The following is a 15,537-nucleotide window of genomic DNA, read 5'->3' on the forward strand; positions in this document are numbered from 1 at the left end:
CAACTTTTGCTATGCTGCCGGAACAACAACAGCGGATTTTAGGTTACTTCATAGAAGAAGCTAAAGAACATCTGAATACGATTGAGCAGGCGTTACTGAATCTTCAAAGTACGTTAAATGACCCGGAAATGGTGAACGAACTTTTCCGGGCGGCTCACTCTATTAAAGGAAGTGCGGCGATGCTAGGGCTAAATAGCATTCAGCATACCTCCCACCGTTTGGAAGATTGTTTTAAAGTTCTGAAAGAACATCCGGTTAAGGTTGACCAAAAGTTAGAGTCTTTATTTCTGGGTGTCTGTGATACTCTCAAAGTGCTATTAGAACATTTGAGTGGCCCGTTTGGTCTGTCTGACGAGGCTGCTAATACTTTGATGTCGGAAACTGAGCCAGTTTTTGAATGGCTGAATGAGCATTTAGAACTTCTGGTACAACAAAGCATTAATGGTGTAATAGCAGTAGAAGCAAACGGTCAAGATGTTGGCAGTCTTACTGATTTGTTCCTGCGGGACGATGTTACCACCGTGGAAGAAGAAAGTGAAAGTACATCGACTGCATCACCATATCTAGAATTTATAGGAGATTCCCTTTCACCTCTGACAGTCAGGGATTATGGGGATGAATTTCAAACCGAGGTTTTACAAATATTGCGGCAAATGTTGCAACTGTTTAAAAAACCGACCCATCCCGAATCTCGGAACCATCTTCAGGAATGTTGTCACCAGTTAGTTAGACTCGGCGAAAGGTGGGATTTATCTCATTGGTGCAGTTTATGCCAAGCAGCAGCAAGTGCGATCGCTAATTCAGAAAATAGCTATCTTACCCTAGCGAAAATTGTCATTACCGAAATCAAACAAGCCCAAGAATTAGTTCTCCAAGACAAAAATACTGAGATTCAAGTTAGTGAACAATTAGCAGCACTGATCAACTTGCCCGAAGTAGATTTGTTGTCGGAACCTGAAGCTGTATTCCCTCACCAGCCGACATTTGAGACACAAGAGATAGCAGATGAGGCATTATTTGCCACCCCAGAAAATTATGTGAGTGAGGCTACTATCTCACAGCCAATAGAAAGCATCACTAGTCTATCTGAACTCTCCGAGCAAATTCAGTCCAATCAAGAAACTTTAGAGCCAACAGAAAACACTGTGCCTGAAACTGCTCTGACTGACATATTCTTCTTGGATGCTCAAGAAGAAATATCTGTTAGTAATGTTGGTCAAAATGGCCCAGAAGTAGGATTAGCAGAGTTAAATACCCTAGCTGATTTATTTAACGGTGAAACTCCAGAACTAGATCAAAATTGGGAACAAAAAGACAATTCCGAGATTAGCTCTACTAATGAATTAGGAATAGATTTCAGGGGTCAGGATGTTGAAGATTCTGATAGTGATTTAGCTGATTTCCTATCCTTTGATCTTGAGCCGCTCTCCCTGCAAAATGAACTAACTTCTCAGGTAATTCCTAGCGAAGAATCGCAGCCATATTCTTCTAATGAGATTAATAGCGCTGGTTTGAGTAATGATTTGTTAGTAGCAGAAACACAGGAAAATGAATTATTAACTACAGATGTAAATACTGAATCAGAACAAATATTAACTAACGCTGAAAATAGTTCAGACGACTTGTCGTTAGAAACAGATAATGCTGATATAGAAGATATTTTACTGGATGATTTTACAGAAAGTAACCCAACTTTAGTCCAGCCAGATTCTTTAACTATAGATGCTTTATTTGATGATTTTGATCAGATTGAAAATACTTCATCTCTGTCTCAGGATGACGCAGAAAGTGATGATTTATTTGATGCAATACCAGCATCAGTAATAGAGTTTACTGAAGCAGAAGATAATTTCAACGATTTTTGGAACGAGGAAGGCGCAACAGAACAACAAAACGAAGCTGTTCCTTCAGTTGAGCAGGATGTTGCTCAAGCTTTAGAGGATAGTCTGTTTGCGGCGGCAGCTTCCAGTAATATGTTTGGCAACATTGGGGAAATAGCATCACCGTTCACAGGTATTCAAGAGGAACTGGATGAAATAGATGTGACACTACCATCAGAGAGTGATGATAGTGATGATTTATTCGGTGATGTTGCCGCCTTCAGTTTTGCATCAGAAGGTGATGAAGATTTAGCAGAAATCAGTGGTTTTGGTGAAGAGTCGGAAATAGTGGCGGAAATAGCATCGCCGTTCACAGCTATTAAAGAAGAATCGGATGAAACAGATGTGACACTACCATCAGAGAGTGATGATGGTGATGATTTATTCGGTGATGTCGCAGCCTTCAGTTTTGTATCGGAAGGTGATGATGCTCTCAGTTCGGATGAAACAGATGTGACGCTACCATCAGATAGTGATGATGGTGATGATTTATTCGGTGATGTCGCCGCCTTCAGTTTTGCATCAGAAGGTGATGAAGATTTAGCAGAAATCAGTGGCTTTGGTGAAGAGTCAGAAATAGTGGCGGAAATAGCATCGCCGTTCACAGCTATTAAAGAAGAATCGGATGCAACAGATTTGACACTACCATCAAATAGTGATGATGGTGATGATTTATTCGGTGATGCCGCCGCCTTCAGTTTTGCATCAGAAGGTGATGAAGATTTAGCAGAAATCAGTGGCTTTGGTGAAGAGTCAGAAATAGTGGCGGAAATAGCATCGCCGTTCACAGCTATTAAAGAAGAATCGGATGCAACAGATTTGACACTACCATCAAATAGTGATGATGGTGATGATTTATTCGGTGATGCCGCCGCCTTCAGTTTTGCATCGGAAGGTGATGATGCTCTCAGTTTGGATGCAACAGATGTGACACTACCATCAGATAGTGATGATGGTGATGATTTATTCGGTGATGTCGCAGCCTTCAGTTTTGCATCGGAAGGTGATGATGCTCTCAGTTTGGATGCAACAGATATGACACTACCATCAGATAGTGATGATGGTGATGATTTATTCGGTGATGTCGCAGCCTTCAGTTTTGCATCGGAAGGTGATGAAGATTTAGAAGAGAGTGCAGAGGAATCTAATTTAGGATTTGGTGAGGAAAGACTAGGGGAGGAAACAGATTATTTATCAGATGATCTGTTGAACATAGAAACAATTTCTGAAAATACAGAATTAGCTGAGAGTGAAAATGCTGATTTTGTTGTTGCGGAAGAGGCTTTAACAACAGAAGAAGCTACTCCAGAAAATGATATTCCTACTGAGATACAAGATCAGTTCGCTGAATTGGAAGCTTTATTGGAGGAGGAATCAGAAATTAATTCCCTTGCTAACTCTATGGGAGAAGAAGATTTTGCAGATTTAGAAGCTTTGCTGAATACCAGCGATAATGACCAGCAGGTAAATGAATCTCATGATTTGCCATCTTACGCACGACAGTTAGAAGTAAGTAATAACGAAACAGCTAGCCAGTCTCTTGGTTTATCGGATGTGGATGATGAATTTAGCGATTTGGAAAAGTTGCTAGCGGAAGCAGATCAAACGATATCCCACTCATCAGCCAACAAACCAACGCTGCACACCAGCAAAATATCCCGTGGTTCAGATCGTCGCACTGCAAGGTTTGAAGAGACAATGAAAGTGCCAGTAAAACAACTGGACGATATGAGCAATTTAGTTGGGGAGTTGGTGGTAAACCGTAACACCTTGGAACAGGATCATGAACGGTTACGACAATCTTTAGATAACTTGCTAATTCAGGTGCAGCATCTGTCAGATGTGGGTGCAAGGATGGAAGAGTTGTATGAGCGATCGCTATTGGAAGCGTCTCTTTTAGCTAGTCGCAAAACTAAAGATGTTCCAGGATCTAACTCGAATAATGATCATTCCCATACAAAAATGGGTTTTAGTGAGTTAGAAATGGATCGTTTTACTCCTTTCCACACCCTATCTCAGGAAATGATTGAATTTATTGTGCGGGTGCGTGAGTCAGCGAGTGATATTGATTTTGTAACTGAAGAAACGGAAAGAGTAGCAAGACAGTTCCGCCAGGTGACAACCCAGCTACAAGAGGGACTGACACGAACGCGAATGGTACCTTTTTCCCAAACTATCGATCGCTTGCGTCGAGGAGTCCGGGATAATGCCATTAAGTATGGTAAACAAGTGGAGTTGGTGATTTCAGGTGGAGATACCTTAATTGACAAGATGATTTTGGATCATCTTACCGATCCCTTGACTCATATGCTCAACAATGCGATCGCTCACGGTATTGAAACGCCGGATATCAGGGAAAAAGCTGGTAAACCACCGGTAGGATACATCACAATTAGGGCTTTCTACAAAGGTAATCAAACACTAATTTCTGTAGGTGATGATGGTGCTGGTATCGATCCACGACGGGTGAAGACAAAAGCTATTCAGATGGGGATGATTACATCGGATCAAGCAAAATCTATGTCCCGCATGGAAGTGTATGACCTGCTATTTCAGCCCGGTTTCAGCATCAAAGATGAGGCAGATGAAATTTCTGGGCGCGGGGTGGGAATGGATGTAGTCCGTTCTGAAATTAGTGAAATTCGTGGCATAGTCAACACAGATTCTACTATCGGTCAAGGAACAACCTTTACTATTCGTCTGCCTTTGACCTTGAGTATTTGCAAAGCCTTATGCTGTGTCTCGGATAAAGCCCGGATTGCCTTCCCGATGGACGGTGTAGAGGATACCTTGGATATACCCGTAAAAAGTATTCAGCACCACCCTGATGGACAATCATATATTTCTTGGCGTGATACATTATTGCCTTTCCGACCGTTGAAAGAACTTTTAACCTTCAATCGTTTGCTGAGTCGCGGTAATGTTTATGGTGGAAACCGAGATGATGATATGGTGTCAGTGGTTGTGGTGCGATCGGGAAATACCTTGATTGCTCTACAAATTGACCTGGTACTGAGTGAGCAAGAGATTGTTATTAAGCAATTTGAAAGCCCTGCACCCAAACCCATCGGTGTAGCTGGTGCTACTATCTTAGGTGATGGTCGCATTATGCCCATTGCTGATGTACTAGAAATTATTGAAATATTCCAAGGAAGGATTTCTAAACATAATGGTCATAAACTTTGGCAGCAACAAGGAGAGCCAACTCTGCCAGAAACTACGGTAGAAAAAATTGATCCTACAGTGCTGATTATCGATGATTCAATTACAGTTAGAGAGTTACTTTCGCTGACATTTATCAAAGCTGGTTATCGCGTTGAACAAGCCCGTGATGGACAAGAAGCTTGGGAAAAACTGCGTTCTGGCTTACCTTGTGATATCGTATTCTGTGATATTGAGATGCCCCGTTGTGATGGACTAGAATTGCTATCCCGCATCCAAAAAGATTCTCAACTCAACCACTTACCTATTGCAATGCTCACCTCACGGGGTGCAGATAAACACCGACAAACGGCATTCCAACTCGGCGCTAGTGGCTACTTTACTAAGCCCTATTTAGAAGATGTTTTACTAGAAGCCGCCGTGCGGATGCTGTCTGGGGAGAAATTGCTAAATTAAGACCCTATCTCTAGCCTCTCCCCGTAAGCAAGGCTACTGTGTTTGAGCCTGTTTTGCCCCCTAAACCCCCCAAGTTTGGGGGAATTTGAAAATCCTATAGTAACCCCAAGGTAGTTAGGACATTTCCTATTCCCTGTTCCCTTAAAACCACAATTATGATGTCCTAAGCAATATGTCTGTTGCCAGAAATATTGAATACTAAAATGGCAGAGTTATGATAAATTTTGTTCCCTTTCCAGTTGTTGAATTACAGTTAATAGTTCCATTATGTTTATCCACAATAATTTGGTAACTAATAGCTAACCCTAGACCTGTTCCTTTACCTACAGGTTTGGTTGTAAAAGATGGCTCAAAAATTTTAGCTTGCACTTCAGGCGACATACCAAGAGCATTATCTTCGATACAAATGATCACAGATTTTTGTTGATGATTGACTGATGTAGTGATGGTGATTGTATCAGGGGAAGAACTGACGATAGTTTGTTTGCTTTGGTTTTTTTGCAGGTCATCAAAGGCATCAATAGCATTGGCGATGATATTCATAAATACCTGGTTGAGTTGTCCAGGATAGCAAGTAATCGGAGGTAAATCGCCATACTGTTTAATAATCTCAATTTCTGGGCGATCGCCTTGATCTTTCAATCGATGTTTTAATAGCATTAACGTACTATCTATGCCTTCGTGAATCTGAAACTCCACCTGAGATGTAATATCAGAGCGAGCAAAGGTTCTCAAGGACAAGCTAATGTCCTTCAGCCGACTAATACCTTGGTACATTGATCCTAAAATTTTGGGTAAATCTTCAACCATATACTCTAAATCGATTTCTTCAACAAGTGCTTCAATTTCTGGATCTGGTTGTGGTAGCTTTTTTTGTTGGAGATTGATCAAATTCAGCAGATCCTGCACATAGTTTTCAATATGAGAACAATTTATACTAATAAACCCAATGGGATTATTAATCTCATGCCCAATACCTGCAACCAATTGTCCCAGAGTAGACATTTTTTCACTTTGAATAAGTTGTAATTGAGTTTGCTTTAGTTGCTGTAGAGATTGCGATAATTCTAAAGTGCGTTCTTCTACTCTATATTCTAGGGTGCGGGTGAGATGAGAAATTTTGAGATGTAACTTTAATCGGGCAATAACTTCTTCTTGTTGAAAGGGTTTAGTAATATAATCGACTGCTCCTATTTCCAATCCTTTGACCTTATCTGTGGCATCAGATAAAGCAGTCATAAAAATTATTGGTATATTCTCAGTATGGGGATTAGCTTTGAGTCTGCGACAAGTTTCAAATCCATCTAGACCTGGCATCATTACATCAAGGAGAATTAAATCAGGATGGGCGTATTCTATTTGTTCAATCGCCGATTCTCCATCTGTAGCCATGAGAGCTTTCCAACCACACCCTTGAATTGCTTCTGATAGCACTTTGAGATTATTGGCATTATCGTCCACTAATAAAATATATTTTGGCTGTGTTAGAGAATCGGTGATCATTGATGTGACTCCGTGATGATAAATGATCTGATGAATTTCCGGATTTTTGCTGTTTGAAAGTTGGCAGTAAGTTGGCTTAATTCAGTGGTGAAGGGTATGAGTTGACTATTTTGCTGAATTAGCTCTTGGATAATGACCTCAATTGCCGGAATATCCCCCATCATTGCTAAATGGTAAAGTTGCTGCAAAATATCTTGTGATGGCAAAAACAATTCACTCTCAGATGGTAGTTGTTGAGGTTGTGAAAACAACTGTTTAGGGGTGGATTCCTCATAAATCCACTCAACTTTAAGCAGTGACTCCAGTGCATTAAACAGTTCATTGATTTGCAAAGGTTTGGGCAGAAATGCTGTTGCTCCGGCTTGTAAACTGCGTTGGCGATTTTCTTCAAAGACACTGGCACTAGAAACAATAATGGGAATAGACGCAGTTTGGGGGTTTGCTTGTAAATAAACCATTAGTTCAAAACCATCCATGTTAGGCATAGTTAAATCCAGTAAAATCACATCTGGATGATATTCATCGGCCATTTTTAATCCCTGTTTGCCGTCCCTTGCTTCCCAGATTTGACAACCTACTTTTTGCAGGAGACTGTTCAACACAAAACGGTGATTAGCATCATCATCCACAATCAAAATTTGTGGTGCTTTTCCGCGAATACCAACTATGTTTTTCTGTGGCGATAAAGGATAGGTGTAGCTTGTTGTAGGTATGGAATTTGTCTGCCAATCATGGTTAACTGGGATGGTAACTGTTAAATCCATCCAAAACAGACTTCCTTCGCCTAAGCAACTCTGCACCTGAATTTTACTACCCATCAATTCCGCAATTCTTTGACTAATGGCTAATCCCAAACCAGTACCTTGAGATTTATGGTTGATATTACCTACTTGCTCAAAGGCTAAAAAGATTTTTTCTAATTGCTCTGGTGACATACCAATTCCAGTATCTTCAATCTGGAAACGAAGTGTCTGATGGGTGTTATCAGGAAGTTTTTGCTCAATGACATCTATTTTGAAAGTGACGCTACCAGTGTCGGTAAATTTAATCGCATTGCCTAATAAGTTAATCAATACTTGCCTTAACCGCTTTTCATCTACTTGAATGACAACTGGTAGGCGATCGCCGATTAAAATATTAAATAGAATTTTTTTCTGTTCAGCACGGATACTACATATTTCGCTGACACCATGTAAAAATTTTGGTAAATGTATATTAGTAGGAACTAATTCTAATTTACGAGCTTCAATTTTTGACAAATCCAGAATGTCATTAATTAACATCAATAGATGTGTCCCACATTGGTAGATGATATTTACTCCTTTTCGGTTTTTCTCGGTTAAATTAGGCGAGGTTTCTAATACTTGAGCAAAACCCAATATTCCATTCAGTGGTGTGCGGAGTTCATGGCTCATATTAGCCAGAAATTCGCTTTTGGCTTGATTGGCAGCATCAGCAGCTTGCTTGGCTTCTAGTAGTTCCTGGGTACGTTCTTGGACTTTTATTTCTAGGGTTTTAGAATAATCTAATAGTTGATTATTGGCGATTGCTAATTGTTGATTTGCTTCTTCTAATTTCTGCTGTTTATAAGCGTTGGTTGTGGCAATGACGCTGGTAATAAAAGCGAGTAAGGTGGGGGTAACGGGAATCAATACACCACGTAAAAATACGCAGTAGCCACCCCCTAGAATTGCCCCACTAATACCCACAGTCGCCCACAGTATTTTTCCCCCTGGTATTTTGAGTTTGGTATGGGTAGTAGCTAACCACCAACTACCGCCAGAACCAATTACAGTCCAAAAAATAATCCAGATTAACGCCGTGCTAGCAGCAACACCACGCAGGTTGGCTGTACCTGTTTTGGCTCCGCGTATGAGTTGGTGAGCAATATTAGCATGGATAACTACACCAGGTGTTGGTTTTTGGGCAGAAATCAAAGAAGAACTAAAAGGGGTGCTAAAAAAGTCATTGGTACTAGCAGCAGCCGAGCCAATAAACACCATGCGATCGCGCATTAAGTCTGGTGCGATTGTCCCGGCTAAGACATCACGCATGGTAACTGTGCGAAATGCAGTTTCTGAACCATACCAGTTGAGTAGGATTTGATAGCCACCTAAATCATCATCTTTATAACCTGCTTCTAGATTTTGTAGTGGTATGTGTATTTGCTCACCTAACCGAAATTTCTGCTGCTGTGGATCAACGGATTCTAAGGAAATGTTTTCTGCTTCTAGATACTTAAGTGCGACAAGAGTAGCCAATCCAGCTTTAATCTCGCCTTCTTCTTGATCATCAATGGCTGTCAACAAAGCGCGACGCACAAAGCGATCGCCATCCAACACCAAATCAGCTAATCCGACTTGGCCATTTTTTCTCAGTTCTGGTGGCGGATTGACACGTTCACCGGTAATTTTCTCCACTCCGATTAAATTAGGAGTCGTCCGAAAAATTTCTACCAGTTGTTCATGGCCATCACCCTCTGGTAAATCTCGATAAAGATCCAAACCAATGGCGCGGGGTTGTTGTGAGCGAATTTTTGCTAATAATTGCGCTAGAGACTCATCTGGAACTGGCCATTTACCCACTAATTGAATATCACGTTCATCAATGGTGATAATGACAATTTCATCGGCGATCGCATTAGATGATTGCTGACGTACCCATTGATCACGAATTTTCCATTCCAGTAAATTAAAAAATCCCAAAGATTGCCCAACAATCACAGTTAAAGCAACAGTGGGAGTAATTATGAAAACACTACGAGTGCGTTGGATAAAAGATTGGAATTTGCGCCACATATTTGCGCCACACACTTAAATAATATTGATTAGCATGGGGAACTGGGAGTTGGGAAAACGTTTGTATCCCTGTATCTCCTGCGCCCCCTGTTCTGATTTCTAATTAGCAGATGTTAATAACGGAGCTTTGACAATCTCCTTCAAGCTAACTGAAGAAAGAAGTTCCTCCCATTGCTTGGTGATAGTTGCATTGTTGGGTTCGGCAGTGTGTAATGATGCCAATGTTGCCACACAGTCATACCATACACTGTTTTTACCAAAAGCAGTCGCGCGCTGTAATGCGTCTTCCTGCTGCATTGCTGTTACCAGTTCAGCCGTAGGCTGGATGCGCTGAATCCAACCGTCAATATAAGGTGTACTGGGGCTGAGTGTGCCATTCACTTTTAGAGCTAAAAACCATTGATAGTTTTTACCAACTGTTAAAGCGGGTGCATCGGCTGGTAAGGGAATTGCCATCACTCCTGTTTTCCCAGCAACAGATACATTCATTTGATGCAGTGTATTACCAGCTTCATCCTTCAAGCTGAATACGGCTGTTTCTGCCTGAGTAGCAGGAAGATATACCAAAATTGTGGGACGCTCAGATACGGTTGTGCCGTAAAAACTTTGGGGTAAAAGCGCGATTAAAGCTGCTGGGTTTGCGGCTCCTACGGTGGAAGGATTCAAATGATAAATCCCAACGCGAGAAGCGCCGCCACTGGCTTTTTTGGGAGCGCCTCTATCGGCATTCGGTGTAAATAAATTACCTCTGGAAGCGCCGCCACTGGCTCGTCTAGGAGCGCCTCTATCAGCATTCGGTGTAAATAAATTACCTCTGGAAGCGCCGCCACTGGCTTGTCGAGGAGCGCCATTGTTGACTGGTGGAGTAAATGTAATAGCGTAGGCACTATTCCAAGTACCAGCAGCCAGCAGAGCGATGATGCTCAATATACTAGCTAAATATCGACATTTCATGGTTTTGAATTTTCTCACTTAGGTGATAGTAAATACATTTATTCTGTTTTGGCAATAAGGGATTGAATTGCTCTAAAAAACATCAAAATGTGTATATACCTGATTCGCATTATAACCAAGTCATGTCTGATTTAATGTGAAATCATGCGTTATTGTTACAAGCATAAAACAGTGTATTTACTTTAATTAAAGCCAATTACCAACCAGAACAAAAGCCGACCAAAAGAAAGGATGATCAAAATCAGTTTGCCGAATTACGTTGATTTGGGCTTGCCGCAGGGCTTCGGCTTTAGTTATATGAGATTGTCGTAGTTGTTCATAGAAAAGTGTCATCAGTATTTTGGCGGCTCTATCTTTCACAGGCCAGAGAGTGGCAATAGTGGAACGCGCTCCGGATTTGACAGCCAACCCTGCTAGTCCCAGGACAGCGCGATCATCTCCAGTGGCTGTATCACAAGCACTGAGTACCAATAATTCGATGGCTTTGGATGAATCCCCACTGCGATTTTTCAGGAGTTCAGACAATTCTTTGACATTTACCTGTCCATCCCATGTGAGTAAGAAGGTATCTTCAAGACGGGAGCTAAACTGTCCGTGGGTTGCCAAATGAATCACGTCAGCATGACTGGATTTCAGGCGATCAGCGAGGGCTTGACTAGTAAATTGTTGATTCAATAACAGCGAAGATGGTATTGTCTGGGAAATTTGCTTGACTTCTAATTCCACATCTGGCAAGGCACTAAAACCAGCGCGGGATTGACTAATACCACCAACGATCGCCTGAATATTTTTTTCCCTGAGTGATTGGGCGGTCATTAGTTGTAACCCTGGTGAAAGGGCGACAGCATATTTTTCAATCAGATATTGCTGACCATCAAATAAAGCAGCTATGGGTATATTGCGTAATTTTCCATCTAAAACAAACACTAATGTTTGTGTATTGTGAAATGCTTGATCTTGTTCTGCTGGACGAATTAGCCAATCGTAAATTTGTTGGGACAATCGCACCCGGTCTTGAGTATTGGAAACAGGGTTGAGCGTCATCAGGAATTGATCAATAGTTTGCTCAATTTCTGCTTGTGGTTTGGGTGTGAAATAATAACGCAGAGGTTGTCCAGCTTGAGAGAGAATCACTGCCAAGCGATCGCTCAGGATAATTGGATAAATTACAGTAGCTGTGGGGTCAACTTGATCAATTTGCTGGGCTTGATCTAAACACGCTTCGCGGAAAAAGTTATCTAATTCGGCAATTTGCAATGATTCAATTAATTCTCGCGCTTGCACCAATGCGGTTTGAGTTGGTTGTGCATCTAAAAGTAAACTCACCAATTCCCGATACACAGGCTCTACACTTTCACGGAAAGAAAACTGCACATCGGGGTTGACGGCTACCATATCCCCTCTTAGTGCTTTTAATGATTGCACCGCCTCTGTATAAGCCGCAATTGCTTCGGGACGTTTACCTTGCTGTTTATATAACTGTCCTACTTGCCATGCCGATTGAGCAATAATATCTTCAGCTTGGAGTTGACGGGCAATATTCAGGGATTGTTGAGTTAATTCTCTGGCATCAGACCACTGGTTTGTCCGGCGGTAGAGTTGTCCCCACTGATAAAGCGCATAAGCTTGGGCGGCTTGATCTTGAATTTGTTGGGCAGATTTGACCGTAGCTGCCATCAATTGTGCTACATCTTGCCTGGGTATAACTTGCTCAGGATTTTTCAACCGATTCAAAGTAGCGACAAAATTAATTGCTGCATAGAGGGAACTATGGCTAGGTGGTAATTCTAACAACTGTTGTTTTAGCTGAGGCGCTAGGGAAATAGCATATTCAATTTTGTCGTAATCCACCAATAACTTGAACTGAGCTAAACGGGCTTGTAAAGTTTCATTGGGGTTTGTGGCTGCGGTTTGTGCGTCTTCAAAATAATTTAATGCTGCTTCGGGGTCTTGGAAATCAGAGGCAACTTTCCCTAGACTGGAAAGAATAGAACTTAAATGATTTTTAGCGTCAATTTTCTGGGCTATGGCGAGACTTTGGGCTAAAATTGGTTGACTTTGTTGATCACCAATGGCGTGTAAAGCCAAACCGAGCGATCGCAACCCACTGACTTTAACTTCCGAATCAGGTAAATCACGCAGCTTTTGAGTAATAATTTTCAATTGCTGTTTTGAGCGGCGATAAAATCCCAACCTTTGTAAAGCTTGCGCTTGATTGATTTGACTACCTAAACTGCCTGTGATATCGCCGGCTTTCTCATAATATTTTTGCGCTTGTTGCCAATTTTCCAGAGCAATTTCTGCTTGACCAGTACGTAGTTCTAAATTAGCTTTGGTATTCAGTATTTGCGCCCAGATAATTGCATCAGCAGCAGGTTGAGCAGTGGACAAAATTTTCATGCTTTGCTCCAGAGATTGTCTCGCTGCTGGCCATTGATTAAGTTCTTGTTGGGCTATGGAAAGATAACTTAAACTCAGGGCTTCATGGTTGCGATCGCCTTGGATACGATACTGTTGTGCTGCGGTTTGCCAAATTGTCACAGCCTCGGCAAAACGTCCTGCTTGGTAAAGGTTTCGTCCTTGTTCTAACTGATTAGTAGACTGAGAAACAGAGACAACAGTAGGTTGGACTGGTGATGATGCGTTTACAGGTGTAATAATAAACGCTAAACACAAAGTAACAATACTAATACTGGCATATACCCAAGAATTTGGTTTGATTCGGAAAGCCATAATTACTATATAAAAGGTTTTAATAACGATTACTTACAACATAAATGTTTGTATAATCACTTATATTATATATTACCCAAATGATTATGTAATTGATCAGCGTTAGGTTTATTTGTGCCGACTTACTTAAACAATGGAGTAAGCATTAGCACTGATGCGTAAAGAATCACTGTTTACCAAGTAAGTCAATGAAGGAGAAGGGTGTTGGTGAAGTTAGTTGTTAATAAAAAAGCCATAAACTCAGTAGTTGTTCAGTCAATATTCAACCTGCATCTGAAATGCGGTTTTTTAATATTAGTAGGCTTATGCAACTATCATCAGGCGATCGCGCAAACGTCTAATCCGCAAAATTTACCGCCAGGCCGCATAGAAGATATTCCTGTAACTCCCTTACCATCGGATGTACTACCGCAACCAACCGATCAACAGCAATTACTTCCTCCCCCAGAAATACCGGACGATTCAACCCTACTAGAAAGTGATCCTGATGCTAAATTTCTAGTGGAACGTATCGCAGTTCTGGGTAGTACAGTTTTTTCCCCAGAAGATTTTGCTGCGATTACAGATTCCTTTGTAGGACAGGAAATCTCATTTGCACAACTATTACAAGTCAAAGATGCGATTACCAAACTCTACACTGATAACGGTTATGTAACTACTGGTGCTTTAATTCCACCACAGACAGTAGAAGCCGGGGTGATCACAATTCAGGTAGTAGAAGGTAGTTTGACAGAAATTCAAATCCTGGGCAATCGCCGTTTACGTAGTCAATACATCCGCGATCGCATTTTAATTGGTGCTGGTAAACCCCTGAATGTCCCGCAGTTAATGGAAAAGCTGCAACTACTCCGCCTCGATCCCCGGATTCAAAATTTATCAGCTGAGTTGCAAATGGGTGTAACTCCAGGAACCAATATCTTACAAGTTGAAGTTGAAGAAGCCGATACATTCTCTTTTACCACAACTTTAGATAATGGGCGATCGCCGAGTGTGGGTAGTTTTCGCCGGGGTGTGGAACTACGAGAAACTAATCTATTAGGTTTAGGCGACACCTTCAATTTATCCTACGCCAACACTGATGGTAGTAACACAATTCATTTAGATTACGCCCTACCAGTTAATCCTCAAAATGGTACTATCTGGTTTGGTTTGAACAGAGGATGGAATAACGTTATTGAAGAACCATTCAGCCTCTTAGATATTCAGTCAAATATCAAGTCTTATGAAATAGGCTATCGCCAACCAGTCATACAAAAACCCACCCAGGAATTAGCGGTAGGGCTATCTTTTTCTCGTCAAGCCAGCCAAACTAAATTAGGTTTGGATAATATTGGCGGGTTTCCTTTATCACCTGGTGCAGATGCAGACGGAAACACCAAAATTTCGGCTTTGCGCTTTACCCAGGAATATACCCAACGCAATAATCAGCAAGTTTTCGCCGCGCGATCGCAATTCAGCTTAGGTTTAGATTGGTTTGGTGCCAATATCAATCAAGATGCACCAGATAGCCGCTTTTTTGCTTGGCGGGGACAAACTCAATGGGTGCGACAGTTAGCACCGGAAACATTATTTTTAGCCAGAGGCGATTTTCAACTAGCAGCAGATTCTCTAGTACCTTTAGAACAATTTGGTTTAGGGGGAAAAGTCAGTGTCCGGGGCTATCGACAGGATATATTATTAACAGATAATGGTGTGTTGCTTTCAGCAGAATTACGGCTACCAATTTTACGTGCTGCCAATATTGGAGGCGTGCTACAACTGACACCATTTATCGATGTGGGTAAAGGCTGGAATACCCAAAGCGAAAATCCATCCACAAATACTTTAATTGGTACTGGATTAGGGCTGTTGTGGCAACAAGATAATAATTTTTCAGCTAGGTTAGATTGGGGGATTCCCTTGATATCCATAGAAGGTGACAGGCGATCGCTCCAGGAAAATGGGCTGTACTTCTCAATAGGATATTCGCCGTTTTGATACCTGATTTGGGAACTATATAGGGTTTGCTGAATAAAGCCAAAAGCCAGAGAAATAAAGAGATTCAGGGTCAG

Annotated in this window: 6 protein-coding genes; 2 read left to right on the plus strand and 4 right to left on the minus strand. The window is 41.4% G+C overall.

Features of this window, described 5'->3' with window-relative positions; genetic code table 11:
* Positions 1–11 precede the first annotated feature (11 nt).
* On the plus strand, positions 12–5,498 hold the full coding sequence (locus ACM0OP_RS07905) for a hybrid sensor histidine kinase/response regulator (RefSeq protein ID WP_414527845.1): 5,487 nt from the start codon (positions 12–14) through the stop codon (positions 5,496–5,498).
* 198 nt (positions 5,499–5,696) lie between these two features.
* Here the strand turns inward: ACM0OP_RS07905 and ACM0OP_RS07910 are convergent, their stop codons facing one another.
* The 4 genes from ACM0OP_RS07910 to ACM0OP_RS07925 all read right to left on the minus strand — a co-directional run bounded on the left by ACM0OP_RS07910 (position 5,697) and on the right by ACM0OP_RS07925 (position 13,486).
* The gene (locus ACM0OP_RS07910) at positions 5,697–7,001 is read right to left on the minus strand and encodes a hybrid sensor histidine kinase/response regulator (RefSeq protein ID WP_414527846.1); all 1,305 of its coding nucleotides are present in this window, start codon (positions 6,999–7,001) and stop codon (positions 5,697–5,699) included.
* Positions 6,998–9,799: a CHASE2 domain-containing protein gene (locus tag ACM0OP_RS07915; RefSeq protein ID WP_414527847.1), complete on the minus strand. Its 2,802-nt coding sequence runs from the start codon at positions 9,797–9,799 to the stop codon at positions 6,998–7,000. The genes ACM0OP_RS07910 and ACM0OP_RS07915 overlap by 4 nt, the downstream gene beginning before the upstream one ends.
* 99 nt (positions 9,800–9,898) lie before the next feature.
* Complete coding sequence (locus ACM0OP_RS07920; RefSeq protein ID WP_414527848.1) at positions 9,899–10,753, minus strand: DUF928 domain-containing protein; 855 nt, start codon at positions 10,751–10,753, stop codon at positions 9,899–9,901.
* A gap of 186 nt (positions 10,754–10,939) precedes the next feature.
* The gene (locus tag ACM0OP_RS07925) at positions 10,940–13,486 is read right to left on the minus strand and encodes a CHAT domain-containing protein (RefSeq protein WP_414527849.1); all 2,547 of its coding nucleotides are present in this window, start codon (positions 13,484–13,486) and stop codon (positions 10,940–10,942) included.
* A 207-nt stretch (positions 13,487–13,693) separates the two neighbouring features.
* Here ACM0OP_RS07925 and ACM0OP_RS07930 point away from each other — a divergent pair, with 207 nt between their 5' ends.
* A complete protein-coding gene (locus tag ACM0OP_RS07930) occupies positions 13,694–15,463 on the plus strand; it encodes a ShlB/FhaC/HecB family hemolysin secretion/activation protein (protein WP_414527850.1) in 1,770 nt (589 codons plus the stop codon).
* Positions 15,464–15,537: the final 74 nt, after the last annotated feature.

It is taken from the genome of Nodularia chucula CCY0103 (assembly GCF_963923915.1).
GTDB classification, from domain to species: Bacteria; Cyanobacteriota; Cyanobacteriia; order Cyanobacteriales; family Nostocaceae; genus Nodularia; species Nodularia chucula.